Origin of the sequence: Kosakonia sp. ML.JS2a, from assembly GCF_025642095.1 — a bacterium.
Taxonomy (GTDB): Bacteria; Pseudomonadota; Gammaproteobacteria; order Enterobacterales; family Enterobacteriaceae.
Genome location: NZ_CP106754.1, coordinates 400438 through 420866 on the forward strand (window position 1 = coordinate 400438; position 20429 = coordinate 420866).

Here is a 20429-nt window from a genome sequence, read left to right on the forward strand (position 1 = left end):
ATTTCACTTGCGACTTTGGCAGCATTTTGTAATGTGGTCATACCCCAGTTGGACACTGGCTCGCACAAACAGCACACACCTCTGCAGGAACTTCGCTATGAAAAATGTTGGTTTTATCGGCTGGCGCGGAATGGTCGGCTCTGTACTCATGCAACGCATGGTTGAAGAGCGCGATTTCGACGCCATTCGCCCTGTCTTCTTTTCCACTTCCCAGCTTGGGCAAGCTGCGCCCGCATTCAGCGGCCAGGCAGCAGGCACGCTTCAGGATGCGTACGACCTGGAAGCGCTGAAGGCACTCGACATCATTGTCACCTGCCAGGGCGGCGATTATACCAACGAAATCTATCCAAAGCTTCGTGAAAGCGGCTGGCAGGGGTACTGGATTGACGCGGCTTCTTCACTGCGCATGAAAGATGACGCCATTATTATTCTCGACCCGGTCAACCAGGCGGTGATTAACGACGGGCTGAACAACGGCGTGAAAACCTTTGTCGGCGGCAACTGTACCGTCAGCCTGATGCTGATGTCCCTCGGCGGGCTCTTCGCCAACGATCTGGTGGAGTGGGTCTCTGTCGCCACCTATCAGGCGGCTTCCGGTGGCGGCGCGCGCCATATGCGCGAACTGCTGACGCAAATGGGTCAGTTGCACAATCATGTTGCGGCGGAACTGGCGGATCCGGCTTCTGCTATTCTCGACATCGAACGCAAAGTTACCGCGTTGACCCGCAGCGGTGAGCTGCCGGTCGACAACTTTGGCGTACCGCTGGCGGGAAGCCTGATCCCGTGGATCGACAAACAGCTCGATAACGGCCAGAGCCGCGAAGAGTGGAAAGGCCAGGCCGAAACCAACAAAATCCTCAACACCTCCAGCATCATTCCGGTTGATGGGCTTTGCGTACGTATCGGCGCGCTGCGCTGCCACAGCCAGGCCTTCACCATCAAACTGAAAAAAGACGTCTCTATCCCGACCGTGGAAGAACTGCTGGCGGCGCATAACCCGTGGGCGAAAGTAGTGCCAAACGATCGTGAGATCAGCATGCGCGAACTGACCCCGGCTGCCGTCACTGGCACGTTGACCACACCGGTGGGCCGTCTGCGTAAACTGAATATGGGGCCGGAGTTCCTCTCCGCCTTCACTGTGGGCGACCAGCTTTTGTGGGGCGCGGCCGAACCGCTGCGTCGTATGTTGCGCCACCTGGCGTAAGCATAAAAAAGAGAATCAGGGGGTGCTTCGGCGCCCCTTTTTTTATGCTTTTTTTTCGCAAATTTCCTGCAAAGAAAAAGTGATGTGTTTATTTTCTCAAGAGTCTGAAAGCGTTGGCTATGCTTAAGGTTGGGTGTTTAACATTTTGCCTGAAATGGGACGTTGCAGAGCAGATTCCAGCGGGGTGCTGCACCGTTCAGATCACAAAAGTATCGCAACCGGACGTAACCACGGTGGAAGGTGCGATACCACTACAACAGGATGAGAACCATGTCCGTTGATGTTGATAAAGACGTGATTGATGCGCTAATTGCCGGTCATTTTGCCGATCCTTTTTCCGTATTGGGAATGCATTCCACCGACGCAGGCCTTGAAGTTCGCGCCCTGTTGCCCGATGCCACAGAAGTCTGGGTTATCGAGCCGAAAACCGGACGCAAAGTCGGCAAACTGGAGTGTCTCGACTCCCGTGGCTTTTTCTGTGGTGTGATGCAGCGCCGCAAAAATCCTTTCTATTACCAGTTTGCCGTTGTCTGGCACGGACAGGAGAACCTGATTGATGACCCTTATCGTTTCGGGCCGCTGTTGCAGGACGTTGATGCCTGGCTGTTGAGTGAAGGCACGCATATGCGGCCGTACGAAACGCTTGGCGCGCATGCCGATACGATGGATGGCGTGGTGGGAACGCGTTTTTCCGTCTGGGCGCCTAATGCGCAGCGCGTCTCCGTGGTCGGGCAGTTTAACTACTGGGATGGTCGCCGCCACCCCATGCGCCTGCGTCGTGAAAGCGGGATCTGGGAGCTGTTTATCCCCGGTGCGCTGAACGGGCAGTTGTATAAATTTGAGATGATAGATGCACACGGCAAACTGCGGATCAAAGCCGATCCTTACGCGTTTGAATCCCAGATGCGCCCGGACAGCGCATCGCTGATTTGCGGCCTGCCAGGCAAGAAAACACAGAGTGAAGAGCGCAAAAAAGCGAATCAGTTTGATGCCCCCATCTCTATCTATGAAGTGCACCTGGGTTCCTGGCGCCGACATACCGACAACAATTTCTGGCTGAGTTACCGGGAATTGGCGGATCAACTGGTGCCCTACGCCAAATGGATGGGATTCACCCATCTGGAGCTGCTGCCGGTTAACGAACACCCCTTCGATGGGAGCTGGGGCTATCAGCCGACCGGGCTTTATGCGCCGACTCGCCGTTTCGGCACCCGCGATGACTTCCTGCATTTTATCCACACCGCACATGCCGCAGGCCTCAGTGTGATCCTCGATTGGGTTCCGGGCCATTTCCCTTCTGATGATTTTGGCCTGGCGGATTTCGACGGCACCAAACTCTACGAACATAACGATCCGCGTGAAGGTTATCACCAGGACTGGAACACGTTGATCTACAACTACGGCCGCCGGGAAGTGAGCAACTACTTGGTCGGCAATGCGCTGTACTGGATCGAACGCTTTGGCATTGATGCGCTGCGCGTGGATGCGGTGGCGTCGATGATTTACCGCGATTACAGCCGCAAAGAAGGGGAGTGGATCCCCAATGAATATGGCGGACGCGAAAACCTTGAGGCAATCGAGTTTTTACGCAATACCAACCGCATCCTCGGTGAGCAGACGCCGGGGGCGGTCAGTATGGCGGAAGAGTCCACCGATTTTGCCGGCGTGTCACGCCCGGCTTCGATGGGGGGGCTGGGTTTTTGGTTCAAGTGGAATCTGGGTTGGATGCACGACACGCTGGACTATATGAAGCTTGATCCGGTGTACCGCAAGTACCACCACGACAAACTCACTTTCGGCATGCTCTATAACTACACCGAAAACTTTATTCTGCCGCTATCGCATGACGAAGTGGTGCATGGCAAGAAATCCATCCTCGACAGGATGCCCGGCGATGCCTGGCAGAAGTTCGCTAACCTGCGCGCCTACTACGCCTGGATGTGGGCCTTCCCCGGCAAGAAACTGATTTTTATGGGTAACGAATTCGCCCAGGGGCGCGAGTGGAATCACGACGGTAGCCTTGACTGGCATTTGCTGGAGGGCGGTGATAACTGGCACCACGGCGTTCAGCGGCTGGTGCGCGATATGAACCACGCCTACCGTCATCATAAAGCGCTGCATGAGCTGGATTTTGATCCCTACGGTTTTGAGTGGCTGGTGGTGGACGATCATGAAGCCTCGGTATTTGTTTTTGTGCGCCGTGATAAGCAGGGTAATGAAATCATTGTTGCCAGCAATTTCACGCCCGTACCGCGCTACGATTACCGTGTGGGTATTAATCAACCAGGCCGCTGGCGTGAAGAGCTGAACAGCGACTCCATGCATTACCACGGCAGCAACACCGGCAACGGCGGCGTGTTGCACAGCGATGCGATCGCCAATCGTGGGCATGAACACTCGCTGTTACTGACATTGCCGCCGCTGGGCACCATCTGGCTGGTCCGGGAGGGGGAATGACGAAACTGGCAGCCGGTAACGCCACGCCGCCCGGTGCGCATCTACGGGATGATGGCGTCAATTTTACGCTCTTCTCCGCCCATGCCGAGCGCGTCGAACTGTGCCTGTTTGACGACGAAGGCAATGAGCAGCGCGTTGATCTGCCTGGCCGTACCGGGGATGTCTGGCACGGTTTTCTGGAAGGTGGTCGGGCAGGCCTGCATTACGGCTACCGGGTGCATGGCCCCTGGGACCCTGCGCAAGGGCACCGTTTCAACCCGGCGAAATTATTACTCGATCCTTGCGCGCGGCGCGTAGAAGGCGACGTGCCTGATAGCTCGCTACTCCATGGCGGTTATGACCAGCCTGACCCACACGACAATGCCGCCATTGCCCCGCGCAGTGTCGTGGTGCATGACGTCTTCGACTGGGAGCACGATGCCCCGCCGCGTATTCCCTGGGGTAACACCGTTATTTATGAAGCGCACGTTAAGGGACTGACCTGGCTGCATCCCGACATTCCGCAAGCCATTCGCGGCACCTACAAGGCGCTGGGGCATCCGGTGATGATCAACTGGTTTAAACATCTTGGCATTACCGCACTGGAGCTGATGCCGGTTGCCCACTTCACCAGCGAGCCGCGTTTGCAGCGGTTGGGGTTAAGCAACTACTGGGGCTATAACCCGCTGGCGTTGTTTGCGCTGAATCCGCGTTATGCCAGTGCGCCGGAGCAGGCCATTGTTGAATTTCGCGAGGCGGTGAAAGCGCTGCATCAGGCCGGGATCGAAGTGATCCTCGATATCGTGCTTAACCACACCGCCGAAATCGATCTCGATGGACCAACCCTCTCCCTGCGCGGAATTGATAACCGTAGCTATTATTGGATCAGAGAGGATGGCGATTATCACAACTGGACCGGCTGCGGCAATACGCTGAACCTGAGCAACCCTGGCGTGGTGGAGTATGCCCACGCCTGCCTGCGTTACTGGGTGGAGACGTTCCATGTGGATGGTTTTCGATTTGATCTCGCATCGGTAATGGGACGCACGCCAGCGTTCAGCCAGCAGGCGCCGCTGTTTACGGCGATCATCAACGATCCTGTATTACGCGACCTGAAATTGATCGCTGAACCCTGGGATATTGGTCCTGGCGGCTACCAGGTTGGCAACTATCCCGCGCCTTTTGCCGAGTGGAACGACCATTTCCGCGATGCGATGCGCCGCTTCTGGCTTGAATCATCCCTTTCCATCGGGGAGTTTGCCGGACGTTTTGCTGCCTCCAGCGACGTCTTTAAACGCGGTGGCCGCTTGCCCTCAGCGTCGGTCAACCTGATCACCGCCCATGATGGTTTTACGCTGCGGGATTGCGTCAGTTTCAACCATAAGCACAACGAAGCTAACGGTGAAGACAATCGTGATGGCACAAATAATAACCACAGCAACAACCACGGGTTTGAGGGATTAGGCGGCACTCTGGATGTGATTGAACGCCGACGCGCCAGCTTGCATGCGTTGTTGGCGACGCTGCTGTTGTCGCAAGGCACGCCAATGTTGCTGGCAGGCGACGAACAGGGCCACAGCCAGCACGGCAACAATAATGCTTACTGTCAGGACAATGCGCTGACATGGCTCGACTGGACGCAAGCCGATAGCGGGCTGGTTGCGTTTACCGCCGCGTTGATTCACCTGCGTCAGCAAATCCCGGCATTGACCCGCGATACATGGTGGGAGGAGGGCGACGGTCATGTCGTCTGGCTAAACAACAAAGGAGCGCCACTCAGTACGCAGGAGTGGCAACAGGGGATCCAGCGTTTACAAATTCTGCTGTCAGGCAATGTGCTGATCGCCATTAACGCCACGCCTGAAGTAGCAGAAATCGTATTGCCCGAAGGGGAGTGGCGCGCCATTCCTCCCTTTGCCGGAGAGGACAACCCGGTCGTAATGGCTGTCTGGCATGGGCCAGCACACGGAGTGTGTGTATTTCAGCGGTCATAAAAATGGAGTCAGTCATGGTGAGATTAGAAAAGAACGACCCTACAATGTTGGCCCGTCAGCTGCCATTAAAGTCTGTCGCCCTGATCCTGGCAGGAGGGCGCGGGACGCGCCTGAAAGATTTAACCAACAAGCGCGCCAAACCCGCGGTGCACTTCGGCGGTAAATTCCGCATTATCGACTTCGCCCTGTCTAACTGCATTAACTCCGGTATTCGCCGCATTGGCGTCATCACGCAATATCAGTCCCACACGCTGGTGCAGCATATCCAGCGCGGCTGGGCCTTTTTCAACGAAGAGATGAACGAGTTTGTCGATCTGCTGCCTGCTCAACAGCGCGTGCACGGAGAACACTGGTACCGCGGTACGGCGGATGCGGTGACGCAGAACCTCGATATTATTCGCCGCTACGGTGCGGAATACATCGTCATTCTGGCGGGAGACCATATCTACAAGCAGGACTATTCGCGCATGCTCATCGACCATGTCGAGAAAGGGGCACGCTGCACTGTTGCCTGTTTGCCGGTGCCTGTTCATGAAGCCACCGCGTTCGGCGTGATGGCCGTTGATGAGCAGGACAAAGTGGTCGACTTCGTCGAGAAACCCGCGCAACCCCCCAGCATGCCTGGCGATGACAGCAAAGCACTGGCCAGTATGGGTATCTACATTTTCGATGCGGAGTACCTGTACGGCTTGCTGGAACTGGATGATAAAGACGAAAACTCAAGCCATGATTTTGGCAAAGATATCCTCCCGCAGATCGTGAAGGCTGGCATGGCGTATGCGCATCCGTTTCCGCTCTCCTGTGTGCAGTCTGACCCGGATTCAGAGCCCTACTGGCGGGATGTGGGAACGCTGGAAGCTTACTGGAAAGCGAACCTTGATTTGGCCTCGGTGGTACCGGAACTGGACATGTACGATCAAAGCTGGCCAATCCGTACCTATAATGAATCTCTTCCCCCCGCGAAATTCGTGCAGGACCGCTCGGGTAGCCATGGCATGACGTTGAATTCGTTGGTGGCTGGTGGGTGTGTCATTTCCGGGTCGGTGGTCGTGCAGTCGGTGTTGTTCAATCGCGTGCGTGTGAATTCGTTCTGCAATATCGACTCGGCTGTGCTGCTGCCTGATGTTTGGGTTGGGCGCTCCTGTCGGCTGCGCCGCTGCATTATCGATAGAGCTTGTGAAATCCCGGAAGGCACCGTGATTGGCGAAAACGCTGAGGAAGATGCCCGTCGCTTTTACCGCTCAGAAGAAGGGATTGTGCTGGTTACGCGTGAAATGTTACGCAAACTGAAAGCCTGAAAGCATTCATTTTAACCTTGCGCGGAAGGGGTCCGCGTGCTGTTTTCCCACTAACGGCTTCGCTAACCGGGTGGTTTTGAACAGGAGCGATAATGCAGGTTTTACATGTATGTTCTGAGATGTTTCCGTTGCTGAAGACCGGAGGTCTGGCGGACGTGATTGGCGCATTGCCTGCGGCGCAGATTGCCGGTGGTGTTGATACCCGCGTATTGCTGCCCGCTTTCCCCGATATTCGACGGGGTGTGACCGATGCACAGGTGGTGTCCCGTCGGGACACCTTCGCCGGGCGTATTACGCTGCTGTTCGGGCATTTCGACGGTGTGGGAATATACTTGATCGACGCGCCGCACCTTTACGAACGTCCCGGTAGCCCTTACCACGACACGAACCAGTTTGCTTACCCTGACAACGTGCTGCGTTTCGCCCTGCTGGGCTGGGTGGGAAGCGAAATGGCTACCGGGCTTGATCCATTCTGGCGCCCGGATGTGGTGCATGCTCACGACTGGCATGCAGGCCTGGTTCCCGCTTACCTTGCTGCAAGCGGGCGTCCGGCGAAATCGGTCTTTACCGTGCATAACCTCGCCTATCAAGGCATGTTTTATGCACACCATATGAATGACATCCAATTGCCATGGTCGTTCTTTAACATGCATGGTCTGGAATTTAACGGTCAGATCTCGTTTCTGAAGGCGGGATTATATTATGCCGATCATATTACTGCCGTTAGCCCGACCTACGCCCGGGAGATCACCGAACCGCAGTATGCGTATGGCATGGAAGGCCTGCTGCGTCAGCGGCAGCTTGAAGGGCGGTTGAGCGGCATACTCAACGGCGTGGATGAAAAAATTTGGGACCCGTCCACCGATCTGTTGCTTGGCGCGCGGTACACGCGGGATACGCTGGAAGAGAAGGCGGAGAACAAACGCCAGCTACAAATCGCCATGGGGCTGAAGGTTAACGATAAAGTCCCGCTGTTTGCGGTGGTCAGTCGGTTGACCAGCCAGAAAGGCCTCGATTTGGTGCTGGAGGCGCTACCAGGGTTACTTGAACAGGGCGGGCAACTGGCGCTGCTCGGCGCAGGCGATCCGGTGTTGCAGGAAGGGTTCCTGGCCGCCGCCGCCGAACACTCCGGGCAGGTCGGCGTACAGATTGGTTATCACGAGGCCTTCTCGCATCGCATTATGGGCGGCGCAGATGTGATTCTGGTGCCGAGTCGTTTTGAGCCATGCGGTTTAACGCAACTGTATGGCCTGAAGTATGGGACGTTACCGCTGGTGCGTCGCACCGGAGGGCTGGCGGATACCGTATCCGACAGTTCGCTGGAAAACCTGGCCGATGGCATCGCCAGCGGTTTTGTTTTTGAAGACAGTAATGCCTGGGCGTTGTTAAGAGCCATCAGACGGGCTTTCGTGTTGTGGTCCCGGCCTTCGCTCTGGCGCTTTGTCCAGCGGCAGGCAATGGCCATGGATTTTAGCTGGCAGGTCGCAGCGCAGTCGTACCGCGATCTTTATTTTCGGTTGAAATAGCTTTCCAGGAATCACGCTTATGAATGCACCTTTTACTTATGCAGCACCGACATTAAGTATTGAGGCATTAAAACACTCGATTGCCTACAAACTCATGTTCACCGTCGGTAAAGATCCGGTTATCGCTAACAAGCATGAATGGCTGAACGCCACGCTGTTTGCCGTGCGCGACAGACTGGTGGAACGCTGGCTGCGCTCCACCCGTGCACAGCTCTCTCAGGAAGTGCGTCAGGTTTACTATTTATCGATGGAATTCCTGATTGGCCGCACGCTCTCAAACGCACTGCTCTCGCTGGGCATTTATGACGACGTAAAAAATGCGCTGGAGGAGATGGGGCTGGATCTTGAAGAGCTGATCGATGAAGAGAACGACCCGGGCCTTGGCAATGGCGGCCTCGGGCGACTGGCGGCCTGCTTCCTCGATTCGCTGGCGACGCTGGGCCTACCGGGGCGCGGCTATGGCATCCGCTATGACTACGGCATGTTTAAACAGAACATTGTCGACGGGCGGCAGAAAGAGTCTCCCGATTACTGGCTGGAATACGGTAACCCGTGGGAGTTCAAGCGCCACAATACCCGCTACAAAGTGCGCTTTGGCGGCCGTATTCAGCAGGAGGGAAGAAAGAGCCGCTGGGTTGAAACCGAAGAGATCCTCGCAGTGGCCTATGACCAGATCATCCCCGGCTATGACACCGACGCGACCAATACGCTGCGCCTTTGGAATGCGCAAGCCAGTAGCGAGATCAACCTGGGTAAATTCAACCAGGGGGATTACTTCGCGGCGGTAGAGGATAAAAACCATTCCGAAAACGTTTCGCGCGTGCTCTATCCGGATGACTCGACCTATTCCGGGCGTGAGTTGCGTTTACGTCAGGAGTATTTCCTTGTCTCGGCGACTGTCCAGGACATCCTGAGCCGTCATTATCAGTTGCATCAGACGTATGACAATCTGGCGGATAAGATCGCCATTCACCTCAATGACACGCACCCGGTGTTGTCTATCCCGGAACTGATGCGCCTGTTGATTGACGAACATAAGTTTGAATGGGACGACGCGTTTGAAGTGACCTGCCAGGTGTTCTCTTATACCAACCATACCTTGATGAGTGAGGCGCTGGAGACCTGGCCGGTGGAAATGCTCGGTAAAATTTTGCCGCGCCATTTGCAAATCATCTTTGAAATTAATGACTATTTCCTGAAAACGGTACAGGAGCAGCATCCTGACGATATTGAGCTGCTGGGCCGGACATCGATTATCGATGAAGCCAGCGGGCGTCGTGTGCGTATGGCCTGGCTGGCAGTGGTGGTCAGCCATAAAGTGAATGGCGTTTCTGAGCTGCACTCTAACCTGATGGTGCAGTCGCTGTTTGCCGATTTTGCCGAAATATTCCCGATGCGTTTTCTCAACGTCACCAACGGTGTAACACCGCGTCGCTGGCTGGCGCTGGCGAACCCGTCGCTCTCGGACGTGCTGGATGAAAATATCGGCCGCACCTGGCGTACCGACCTGAGTCAGTTGAGTGAGCTGGAGCAGCATGTTGACTATCCGACGGTGAATCAGGCCGTGCGCCAGGCCAAGCTGGAAAATAAAAAGCGGCTGGCGAATGTGATAGCCCAGCAGTTGAATGTGGTGGTGAACCCGAAGGCGTTGTTCGATGTGCAGATCAAGCGTATTCACGAATATAAGCGCCAGTTGATGAATGTGCTGCACGTGATCACCCGTTATAACCGCATCAAGGCTGACCCGACGGCAGAGTGGGTGCCGAGGGTGAATATCTTTGCCGGTAAAGCGGCGTCGGCGTATTACATGGCGAAGCACATTATCCATCTGATCAACGATGTTGCGCAGGTGATCAATAACGATCCGGTGATTGGCGATAAGCTGAAAGTGGTGTTTATCCCTAACTACAGCGTGAGTCTGGCGCAGATGATCATTCCGGCGGCGGATCTGTCAGAGCAGATCTCGCTGGCGGGTACGGAAGCGTCCGGCACCAGCAATATGAAGTTTGCGCTGAACGGGGCGCTGACTATCGGGACGCTGGACGGGGCGAACGTGGAAATGCTCGAGCATGTCGGCGAGGAAAATATCTTTATCTTCGGCAACACCGCAGATGAAGTGGAAGCGCTGCGTCGTAAGGGTTACAAACCGCGTGAATACTATGAAAAAGATGAAGAGTTGCACCAGGTGCTGACGCAAATCGCGACCGGTCTTTTCAGCCCGCAGGAGCCGGGTCGATACCGCGATCTGGTGGATTCGCTCATTAACTTTGGCGACCACTATCAGGTGCTGGCGGATTACCGTAGTTATGTTGACTGCCAGGACAAAGTGGATGCGTTGTATCAGCATCCGGAAGAGTGGGCGATGCGAGCGATGCATAACATCGCCAATATGGGCTATTTCTCGTCTGATCGCACCATCCTCGAATATGCGGAGAATATCTGGCATATCAAACCGGTGCGTTTGTAGTCGGACGTCAGGATGGCGCTGCGTAAATCCGGCCCACAGGCCGGATACGCGTAGCTGCCATCCTGCATGACGACGGTTACGAGGCTAACGACAGCTCGTCTTTCTGATGATGGGCTAACCACTGTGCAACGCGGGATTGCTCTTCCGCATTTAACCACATCCCGAGTTTGGTACGACGCCAGATGGCGTCATCCAGGCGCTTAACCCATTCATGTTCAACCAGGTAGCGCAGTTCCGCCTCATATAACTCGTGACCAAAATGCTCGCCCAGGTCTTCAAGAGTGCTGGCATTCGCGAGAATAAGATCGCTGTTGCTGCCGTATGTGCGGGCGAAGTGGCGCGCCAGCGACTCGCTGATAAAGGGGTAGCGGCGACGCAATTTAGCCGCAAAATCATCACGATCGCCAGCGATCTCCCCACCTGGCAGAACGCAGTTTTTGGTCCAGGCCGGGCCAATACCTTTGTAATACGGTGTCAGTTTTTCCAGCGCATGCTCGGCCAGCTTACGGTAGGTCGTGAGCTTACCGCCAAAGACCGACAACAACGGCACCTTGCCGTTATCATCATGGATATCCAGCGTGTAGTCGCGCGTGATGGCCTGCGGTGAGTCGGATTCGTCGTCGCACAGCGGGCGTACGCCGGAGTATGTCCAGGCGATATCCTCACGGCTCAGCTGTTTTCTGAAGTGTGCGTTATACACTTTCAGCAAGTAGTTGATCTCGCTCTCTTCGATCTCCACGTTTTTCGGATCGCCTTTATATTCGACATCGGTGGTGCCGATAATGGAGAACTCATCCATCCACGGAATAACAAACACAATACGTTTGTCTTCGTTTTGCAGAATATAAGCCTGCTTCTGTGAGTGCACGCGCGGCACCACAATGTGACTGCCTTTGATCAGGCGAATACCGTACGGTGAAGGCAGGTGCATCCCGTCATCAAAGAACTGTTTCACCCACGGCCCTGTCGCGTTCACCAGTCCGCGCGCCTGCCAGCTATATTTTTCCCCGGTGTCGATATCTTCCGCTTCGACAATCCACATTCCATTTTCGCGACGCGCGTGGGTGGCGCGGGTGCGGGTTAACACGTCGCCGCCTTTACGCTCAACCATCTGCGCATTGGCAAGAACCAGTCGCGCATCGTCGACCCAGCAGTCAGAATATTCGAAACCGCGCACGATTTCCGGTTTGAGTACCGATTCTGCGCCAAAACGCAAACCCGTGGATGACGGCAGGCTGGTGCGTTTGCCCAGGTGATCGTACATAAACAGACCAATACGGATCATCCACGCCGGACGCAAATGCGGGCGATGCGGCAGGCGGAAACGCATCGGGAACGCGATATGCGGCGCCATTTTCAACAGCACTTCGCGCTCGGCGAGCGCTTCGCTCACCAGGCGGAATTCATAGTGTTCAAGGTAGCGCAGCCCGCCGTGGATCAATTTGGAGCTGGCGCTGGAGGTGGCGCAGGCTAAATCCTGAGCTTCCAGCATCAGCACGGACAAACCCCGCCCTGCGGCGTCTGCCGCGATACCGGCACCGTTGATGCCCCCGCCTATCACAATCAGATCTTTGGTTTCCATGCTACCCTCATGCACTTTCGTTAAAGCTCAAAAATGTTCGATATCGCTCATGATAGCAAATGAACGCGCCATTAGTAACATCAAAAAAACAATTTAGAGTGATATGCATAACATAATGGCGTTTACCTGCCGTCACGACGTACACTTGGCAGGAGAATAGCCATTTCCTGTGTCAATTAAGAGAAAGCCATGGAAAACTTTGAGTGCATTAACGTAGAAGAAACCCATCAAAAACTGCATCAGCAACAGGCGGTGCTGGTGGATATCCGCGATCCGCAAAGCTTTGCCATGGGCCATACGCCGGGTGCGTTTCACCTGACCAACGACACGCTGGGCGCGTTTATGCGCGAAAACGACTTCGATACGCCGGTGATGGTGATGTGCTACCACGGCAACAGCAGTAAAGGCGCGGCGCAATATCTGCTGCAACAGGGGTACGATCAGGTTTACAGTGTCGACGGCGGTTTCGATGCCTGGCATCGCCATTTCCCGGCTGAAGTGGCCCACGGTACGCTTTAGGCCACTATACTGTCTCTCTTTGTACGGATTAAGCGACGCCTGTCATGTTGATGATTACCTCTTTTACTAACCCCCGCGTCGCCCAGGCGTTTGTTGATTATATGCAGACCCAGGGGGTGATCCTGACCATTCAGCACCATGCGCAAAGCGACATCTGGCTGGCGGATGAGAGCCAGCTTGAGCGCGTGCGAACAGAGCTTGCGCGTTTTATTGAAAATCCCACCGATCCCCGGTATCTCGCGGCGAGCTGGCAATCCGGGCAAACCGGCAGCGGCCTGCATTACCGCCGTTTCCCGTTGATGGCGGCAATACGTGAACGGGGCGGTCCCTTAACGCTGATCATTTCCGCGCTTTGCATATTTGTGTTTGTATTGATGAACATCGTTGGCGACCAAACGGTGATGATGTGGCTGGCCTGGCCGTGGGATGCCAGCGTGCAGTTTGAGGTATGGCGCTATTTCGCCCATGCGGTAATGCATTTTTCCCTGGTACACATCATCTTCAACCTCTTCTGGTGGTGGTATCTTGGCGGCGCGGTGGAAAAGCGGCTGGGCAGTGGAAAACTGCTGGTGATCACCGTGATCAGCGCGCTGTTGAGCGGTTTTGTCCAGCATCAGCTAACCGGACCGTGGTTTGGCGGTTTATCAGGCGTGGTCTATGCGCTGATTGGCTATGTTTGGTTGCGTGGCGTGCGCGATCCGCAACCGCAGGTCGCCCTGCCTAATGGGCTGTTTATCTTTACGGTGGCATTGATGGTGGCGGAATGGTTTGGCCTGACGGGCTTCGCCATCGCCAGCGGCGCGCATACCGCCGGCCTGCTGATTGGGCTGGCAATGGCGCTGGTCGACTCACAGAATGTGCGAAAACGAACATAATTCTTCAGGGACAATTCATGAAACAAACACAGCGTCATGACGCGATTATTGAACTGGTTAAACAACAGGGATATGTCAGTACCGAAGAGCTGGTCGAACAATTTTCCGTTAGCCCGCAGACTATTCGTCGCGATCTGAACGACCTGGCCGATCAAAATAAGATTTTGCGCCATCACGGCGGCGCGGCATTGCCGTCCAGTTCGGTGAATACCCCCTGGCACGATCGTAAATCGACACAGACCGCGGAAAAAGAGCGTATTGCCCGTAAAGTCGCGGAGCAGATCCCCAACGGCGCAACGCTGTTTATTGATATCGGCACCACACCGGAAGCGGTAGCCCATGCGCTGCTCGATCACAGCGACTTGCGCGTGGTGACCAACAACCTGAACGTTGCCAATACCTTAATGAAGAAAGATGACTTTCGCGTGATTCTCGCGGGAGGAGAGCTGCGCAGCCGCGATGGTGGAATTGTCGGGGAAGCGACCCTCGATTTTATCTCCCAGTTCCGTCTCGACTTTGGCATCCTCGGCATCAGCGGCATTGATGCCGACGGTTCGCTGCTGGAGTTTGATTACCATGAAGTGCGCACCAAACGCGCGATTATCGAAAACTCGCGCCACGTTATGCTGGTGGTCGATCACTCGAAATTTGGTCGCAACGCGATGGTCAATATGGGCAGCATCAGCATGGTGGATGCGGTCTACACCGATATCATGCCGCCTGCGGGCGTGATGAAAGTGATTGCCAACAGCAATATTCAGCTTGAGCTGTGCTGACAGGGCGCAACGTCTGACGGCATCGCACCGCCGTCAGACCCCATACCCCATGATTTTCAATAACTGCTGCGCGTGCTGAACCGCATCCTGACGGTGAGCAACGCCGAGTTTTTGGTAGAGATTGCGGATATGGGTTTTGATGGTGGTCGCGGCGACAGCCAGCTCCCCGGCAATCTGTTCGTTGCTGTAACCGGAGTAGATAAGCCCCAGCACCTGCCACTCCCGCTGGGTTAACGGGCTGGTGCGGATCAGTTCCGGCACTTCCGGGTGGGTCAGCAGCCGTTCAACAAAACCCTCATCGAAATGGGCGAATTTATGCCGGTGGTGCTGGTTTATCTCGCGCAGAATACGCTGGGCGCGGTGCTGATCCAGCTCCGGCAGCGTATTGAGCTGAATTAACTGGCGCAACTGCTGCGCCATCGCTTCGCCTTCAATCACAAAGTGACTGATGAAACCCGTGCGGTTAGCCAGTTGCAAGGCTTCCAGCAGCACGCGTTGGGCATCGTTTTTACGCCCGGCCTGCCAGTAAAGCTGGTTAAGCAACAGCAGATTGCGGTTGATGTCGCTCATCAGTCGCAGACTGCGCGCATTTTCGTTCAACTCTTCCAGCACCATTTCCGCCGGATCGAAATCCCCCAGCAGGATCTGCGCGCGGGCGATGTTGCGCCACTGGCTTTGCAGGAAATGGTTATTGGCGAACTCGGGTTTCGGCGTCTGGCGCAGCCACTGCGCAGCGGCTTTCTTGTCATTGGTCATTTGCCAGTAAATAACCCGGACTTTATCGGCGTTCGACACCCAGTCGCTGTGGTACTGACCGTTGCCAAGCAGGTTTTCCAGCCGGTGCAAATGGCTGCGGGCATTATCCAGATCGCCGCGCGCCAGTGAGTTTTGCACCACCAGCGCCAGGCATTGCAGTTGCTGTTGCGGCTGCAATGCCGCCAGGACTTCCAGCCCCTGGCGTGCTGCGGCTTCTGATTCATCCAGCCGCGCCCATGCCCAGAGTAATTGCGCGCGAATGCGTAACAAGAACTCGTGCATCGGCAGTTGTTCGAGGTGCTGTTCGCGGATCAGCGTAAACCCTTTCTCCTGCATCTCCCAGGCGGCTTGCAAAAAGCCCTGTGCAAAGAGGATTTCGCTTTGTTGGATCAGGCTCCACAGCGCGTAATGCCAGACATCGTGGCGGCGGGCCATCTGCTCGGTTTGCTGCATCACCGACAGCGAACTGGTCAGCTCGCCTTTACAGTGCAGCACTTCGCCATGTACCGAAGTGGCGACAATACGGCTGTAGTAGTTCGCCAGCGGCAGTTCATCCAGTGCGACCATTGCCAGCCGCTCCGCCTCGGCAGGATCGCCGTCGTTAATGGCGACCTGAGCACGCAGGGCATTGAAATCGCCGTGCAGTGAGGCATCCATTTGCGTGGTCATCTCTTGCTCGGCGCGGGCCAGCAACATATTCACTTCGCCATAGCGATGCTGGCTTTGCATCAACCAGGCCTGTAACAGCACCAGACGCGGGTTCTCCAGCAGGCTTTCCCATGGCAGCGCTTTCAGCGACTCTTCCAGTACGCTCAGTTCGCTGTGGTTAAACAGTCCCCAGGCATGATGCAGCAGAATATCCCGCAGCATAACGCCATCGCCGGCGGCCAGCGCGTGATGAATGGCTTCGCTTGGGAAGCCTTGCGCCATCCAGCTTTCCGCCGCCGCGCGGTGGATATCCGGCAGCTCGGTCGCCAGTTCCCACTGACAGCGCTGGCGCAGGAAACTGCCGAACAACGGGTGATAACTAAACCACTCGCCGGAATCGTCCATACGTTGCAGGAACAGCCCCTGGCGCTCGATCTCCTCCAGGCGCATTTGCCCGTTCTCTTCGCCGGTCACCCGTACAATCAGGGCATCATTCATTGAGCGTAGCAGCGCGCTTTTTAGCAGGAACTGGCGGGTATCGGTATCGACATTATCCAGCACCTCATCCACCAGGTAGTCGGAGAGATGGGTGGCGTTAATTCCTGACAAACGGCGCGCGGACTGATGTGGGGCACTGTGGTTTTGCCGGGCGGAAAGGGCGATAAGTTGCAGCGCGGTGGCCCAACCGGCAACGTCGTCGCACAACCGGCCGCTTTCGGCCGCTTCGATAGGCGACGTCAGGCGACAATCAAAGAACTGTTTGGCTTCCTGGTGGGTAAAGGCCAGTTGCTGACTGCCCACTTCCAGCAACTGTTCACGTACGCGCAGGTTGGCTATTCCTAACTGAGGTAAGTTGCGTGACAACACCAGCAGCGTCAGGTTTTCCGGCTGATGGCGCAGGAAGAAACGCATGGCGTCGTGGATAACCGGGTTGGTTATCAGATGGTAATCGTCAATTACCAGATACAACGGCCGCTGCCATTCAGTTAGCTCAACGAATAGTTGAGAAAAGAGTGAGGCCAGGCTGGCGTACTGGCGTTTTTGCGCCATCGCCTCGCTGCTCACGCAGTGACCGCCTGTCGCCTGCTGGATAGCGGCGACAAAATAACTGGCAAAACGCTCTTGCTGGTTATCTCCTTCGTCCAGCGAGAACCAGCCAATGTCATTTTTACCGGCCGCCCATTGGGAAATGAGCGTTGTTTTTCCGTAACCCGCAGGGCTTGTGATCAGCGCAAGCCGATAATTGTTGGCGCCGGAAAGTTTCGCCAGCAAACGTTCACGCACCACCGTGTGGTCGAGACGAACCGGACGACTTAATTTTGACGGAATCAACATAGTTATCACTTCACTGTGAGGCAAACAGAGGGTTTGATTTTTTTTGCGCTTCGTAATTAATACTAATAAGGTCGGTCAGATGTGGATTTATTGCAAGTTATGTCCAAATCTGACGATTGTGAATTTGCACCCTGTCACATTTTTATTCCCGTAATGAATAAATTAAGAACAATAGTTACAAAAGTCGTGGGGTCAGAACTGGCGCGCTGTGCGGAGCTGTTATGCGGCGTGTTTTGTTAACACGACGCGTTCCGGATAAAATATTTATCCCTGCCGGGCTTAAATCGCACAAATAGCGAAATCGTCAGAATCAGATTTGAATGAATTTAATTTCTGCCGGTTTTCGCCCACGCGTAAAACGAATTTCGCCTGAAACGACATTTCATATTCTCTTACCCCTTCGTTACGACACTACACATTTTTCCGCTGCGATTTACCGCTTTTTGTTTGAAAAATGTGCAAAAGAGACGCTACCTTTAAGTGGCGGCGATCACAATTTTCGCTCATCCCCGCTACTCCTCCCCGGCTAATCCCAGGCAGGATGAGGAACTCAGAAACTGAGCCTGGCACACTAGCGCTAACGTCGATTTATTTCACAAAAGGACCCGGATTCTTTATGTCAAAGCCAACGTTTGATAAAGCGCAGTTTGAAGCGGCCCTCACGCGCCAGTGGCAGCGTTTGGGGTTGGCGGCTGCAACGGAAATGACCACCCGTCAGTGGTGGCAGGCAGTCAGCGGCGCGCTGGCGGAACTGCTGGCAGCACAACCTGCGCCGAAGGCGGCGAAAAAGCAGCGCCATGTTAACTACATTTCGATGGAGTTCTTGATTGGTCGCCTGACCGGCAACAATCTGCTTAATCTGGGGTGGTATCAGGATGTGGCGGCGGTGCTGGATGCACACGCGATAAATCTTAGCGATCTGCTGGAAGAGGAGATCGATCCGGCGCTAGGCAACGGCGGGCTTGGACGACTGGCGGCCTGTTTCCTGGACTCGATGGCGACGGTGGGGCAATCCGCCACGGGCTACGGGCTGAATTACCAGTATGGTCTGTTCCGCCAATCTTTTGTCGACGGGCAACAACATGAAGCGCCAGATGACTGGCATCGTCGCAGCTACCCGTGGTTCAGCCATAACGAACAGCTGGATGTGCACGTGGGTATTGGCGGTAAGGTCAGCAAAGAGGGGCAGTGGCAACCGGCGTTTACCCTGGTTGGCGAAGCCTGGGATCTGCCCGTGATTGGCTATCGCAACAGTGTGACGCAACCGCTGCGCCTGTGGCAGGCAACCCATGCTCATCCGTTTGATCTGACCAAATTTAATGACGGTGATTTCTTGCGTGCCGAGCAAACAGGCATCGACGCGGAAAAACTCACCAAGGTGCTGTACCCGAATGACAACCACCAGGCCGGGAAAAAACTGCGCCTGATGCAGCAATATTTTCAGTGCGCCTGCTCGGTGGCGGATATTCTGCGCCGCCACCATCTGGCGGGACGCAAACTGGCGCAACTGCCGGATTTTGAAGTGATCCAGTTGAACGATACTCACCCGACTATTGCCATCCCGGAACTGCTGCGTGTGTTGCTCGATGAGCATCAACTGAGCTGGGATGATGCCTGGGCGATTACCAGCCGGACCTTTGCTTACACCAACCACACGTTGATGCCGGAAGCGCTGGAGTGCTGGGATGAAACCCTGGTAAAAGCGCTGCTGCCGCGCCATATGCAGATCATCAAGCAGATCAACGACACGTTTAAGGTGCTGGTCGAGAAAACCTGGCCTGGCGACAAGGCGGTATGGGCGAAGCTGGCGGTGGTGCACCACAAACAGGTGCGGATGGCGAATTTGTGCGTGGTCGGCGGGTTTGCGGTAAACGGCGTAGCGGCGCTGCATTCGGACCTGGTCGTCAAAGATCTGTTCCCGGAATACCATCAGTTGTGGCCGGGTAAATTCCACAATGTGACCAACGGCATTACCCCGCGCCGTTGGATCAAGCAGTGCAACCCCTTGTTGGCAGCGTTGCTGGATAAGACGCTGAAAAAAGAGTGGGCTAACGATCTTGATCAACTGATTAATCTTGAGAAATACGCTGACGATGCGGCATTCCGCCAGCAATATCGCGAGATCAAACAGCAGAACAAAGTCCGTCTGGCGGCCTTTGTCAAAGCCCGTACCGGTATTGAGATCAACCCGCAGGCGCTGTTTGATATTCAGATCAAACGTCTTCACGAGTACAAACGCCAGCATCTTGGCCTGCTACATATCATTGCGCTGTATAACGAGATCCGTGAAAACCCGAAGGCCGACCGCGTGCCGCGCGTATTCCTGTTTGGCGCCAAAGCTGCGCCGGGTTACTACCTGGCGAAAAACATCATCTACGCCATTAACAAAGTGGCGGAGGTGATCAACAACGACGCGAAAGTGGGCGACAAACTGAAGGTGGTGTTCCTGCCGGACTATTGCGTGTCGGCGGCGGAAAAACTGATCCCGGCGGCGGATGTCTCCGAGCAGATTTCAACTGCCGGTAAGGAAGCCTCCGGTACCGGCAATATGAAGCTGGCGCTGAATGGCGCGCTCACCGTCGGGACGCTGGACGGCGCGAACGTCGAGATTGCCGAGCAGGTTGGCGAAGAGAATATCTTTATCTTCGGTCATACCGTTGAACAGGTGAAAGCGCTGAAAGCCAAAGGCTACGAACCGCTGAAATGGCGCAAGAAAGACAAGCAACTGGATGCGGTGCTGAAAGCGCTGGAGAGCGGGAAGTTCAGCGGCGGCGACAAGCATGCATTTGATCAGATGCTGCACAGTATTGGCAAACAAGGCGGCGATCCTTACCTGGTGCTGGCGGATTTCAGCGCCTATGTGGCAGCGCAAAAACGCGTTGATGCACTGTATCGCGATCAGGAGGCCTGGACCCGTGCGGCGATCCTCAATACCGCCCGCTGCGGTATGTTCAGCTCCGATCGCTCGATTCGTGATTATCAAACCCGTATCTGGCAGGCGAAACGTTAAGGA

At 55.4% G+C, this 20429-nt stretch carries 12 protein-coding genes; 10 read left to right on the forward strand and 2 right to left on the reverse strand.

The window, feature by feature from the left end:
- The first annotated feature begins 97 nt into the window (after positions 1-97).
- The 6 genes from asd (at position 98) to glgP (ending at position 10925) form a co-directional block, all read left to right on the forward strand.
- On the forward strand, positions 98-1204 hold the full coding sequence (asd, locus tag N7922_RS01820) for an aspartate-semialdehyde dehydrogenase (RefSeq protein WP_263099009.1): 1107 nt from the start codon (positions 98-100) through the stop codon (positions 1202-1204).
- A 270-nt stretch (positions 1205-1474) separates the two neighbouring features.
- On the forward strand, positions 1475-3661 hold the full coding sequence (gene glgB, locus N7922_RS01825; RefSeq protein ID WP_263099010.1) for a 1,4-alpha-glucan branching enzyme: 2187 nt from the start codon (positions 1475-1477) through the stop codon (positions 3659-3661).
- A complete protein-coding gene (glgX, locus tag N7922_RS01830; RefSeq protein WP_263099011.1) occupies positions 3658-5634 on the forward strand; it encodes a glycogen debranching protein GlgX in 1977 nt (658 codons plus the stop codon). Before glgB ends, glgX begins: the two co-directional genes overlap by 4 nt.
- A 14-nt stretch (positions 5635-5648) precedes the next feature.
- Positions 5649-6932, forward strand: coding sequence for a glucose-1-phosphate adenylyltransferase (gene glgC / locus N7922_RS01835; protein ID WP_263099012.1), 1284 nt, complete (start codon positions 5649-5651; stop codon positions 6930-6932).
- Positions 6933-7024: 92 nt separating this feature from the next.
- Entirely contained in the window at positions 7025-8458 is a 1434-nt protein-coding gene (glgA, locus tag N7922_RS01840) for a glycogen synthase GlgA (protein ID WP_263099013.1), read from the forward strand.
- A 19-nt stretch (positions 8459-8477) separates the two neighbouring features.
- The gene (glgP, locus tag N7922_RS01845; protein WP_263099014.1) at positions 8478-10925 is read left to right on the forward strand and encodes a glycogen phosphorylase; all 2448 of its coding nucleotides are present in this window, start codon (positions 8478-8480) and stop codon (positions 10923-10925) included.
- A gap of 76 nt (positions 10926-11001) precedes the next feature.
- Here glgP and glpD read toward each other — a convergent pair whose 3' ends face one another.
- Positions 11002-12507 carry a glycerol-3-phosphate dehydrogenase gene (glpD, locus tag N7922_RS01850; RefSeq protein ID WP_263099015.1) on the reverse strand — a complete coding sequence of 502 codons (1506 nt, stop codon included), beginning with the start codon at positions 12505-12507 and terminating at the stop codon, positions 11002-11004.
- A 189-nt stretch (positions 12508-12696) separates the two neighbouring features.
- On the opposite strand from glpD, the gene glpE reads away from it, so the two are divergent.
- The 3 genes from glpE to N7922_RS01865 are packed head-to-tail and all read left to right on the forward strand — an operon-like array spanning position 12697 to position 14677.
- Positions 12697-13026 carry a thiosulfate sulfurtransferase GlpE gene (gene glpE, locus N7922_RS01855; protein WP_263099016.1) on the forward strand — a complete coding sequence of 110 codons (330 nt, stop codon included), beginning with the start codon at positions 12697-12699 and terminating at the stop codon, positions 13024-13026.
- Between the two features lie 44 nt (positions 13027-13070).
- On the forward strand, positions 13071-13901 hold the full coding sequence (gene glpG, locus N7922_RS01860; RefSeq protein ID WP_263099017.1) for a rhomboid family intramembrane serine protease GlpG: 831 nt from the start codon (positions 13071-13073) through the stop codon (positions 13899-13901).
- A gap of 17 nt (positions 13902-13918) precedes the next feature.
- Complete coding sequence (locus tag N7922_RS01865) at positions 13919-14677, forward strand: DeoR/GlpR family transcriptional regulator (protein ID WP_263099018.1); 759 nt, start codon at positions 13919-13921, stop codon at positions 14675-14677.
- A 33-nt stretch (positions 14678-14710) separates the two neighbouring features.
- Here the strand turns inward: N7922_RS01865 and malT are convergent, their stop codons facing one another.
- Positions 14711-17416 (reverse strand): HTH-type transcriptional regulator MalT, encoded by a 2706-nt coding sequence (gene malT, locus N7922_RS01870; RefSeq protein ID WP_263099019.1) that lies wholly within the window; start codon positions 17414-17416, stop codon positions 14711-14713.
- A 616-nt stretch (positions 17417-18032) separates the two neighbouring features.
- Here malT and malP point away from each other — a divergent pair.
- A complete protein-coding gene (malP, locus tag N7922_RS01875; RefSeq protein WP_263099020.1) occupies positions 18033-20426 on the forward strand; it encodes a maltodextrin phosphorylase in 2394 nt (797 codons plus the stop codon).
- The last annotated feature ends 3 nt before the right edge of the window (positions 20427-20429 follow it).

Excerpts from the sequence above, each read along its gene's own strand:
- asd (WP_263099009.1), top strand. The coding sequence starts at position 98 with ATGAAAAATGTTGGTTTTATCGGCTGGCGCGGAATGGTCGGCTCTGTA.
- glgB (WP_263099010.1), top strand. The coding sequence starts at position 1,475 with ATGTCCGTTGATGTTGATAAAGACGTGATTGATGCGCTAATTGCCGGT.
- glgX (WP_263099011.1), top strand. The coding sequence starts at position 3,658 with ATGACGAAACTGGCAGCCGGTAACGCCACGCCGCCCGGTGCGCATCTA.
- glgC (WP_263099012.1), top strand. The coding sequence starts at position 5,649 with ATGGTGAGATTAGAAAAGAACGACCCTACAATGTTGGCCCGTCAGCTG.
- glgA (WP_263099013.1), top strand. The coding sequence starts at position 7,025 with ATGCAGGTTTTACATGTATGTTCTGAGATGTTTCCGTTGCTGAAGACC.
- glgP (WP_263099014.1), top strand. The coding sequence starts at position 8,478 with ATGAATGCACCTTTTACTTATGCAGCACCGACATTAAGTATTGAGGCA.
- glpD (WP_263099015.1), bottom strand. The coding sequence starts at position 12,507 with ATGGAAACCAAAGATCTGATTGTGATAGGCGGGGGCATCAACGGTGCC.
- glpE (WP_263099016.1), top strand. The coding sequence starts at position 12,697 with ATGGAAAACTTTGAGTGCATTAACGTAGAAGAAACCCATCAAAAACTG.
- glpG (WP_263099017.1), top strand. The coding sequence starts at position 13,071 with ATGTTGATGATTACCTCTTTTACTAACCCCCGCGTCGCCCAGGCGTTT.
- N7922_RS01865 (WP_263099018.1), top strand. The coding sequence starts at position 13,919 with ATGAAACAAACACAGCGTCATGACGCGATTATTGAACTGGTTAAACAA.
- malT (WP_263099019.1), bottom strand. The coding sequence starts at position 17,416 with ATGTTGATTCCGTCAAAATTAAGTCGTCCGGTTCGTCTCGACCACACG.
- malP (WP_263099020.1), top strand. The coding sequence starts at position 18,033 with ATGTCAAAGCCAACGTTTGATAAAGCGCAGTTTGAAGCGGCCCTCACG.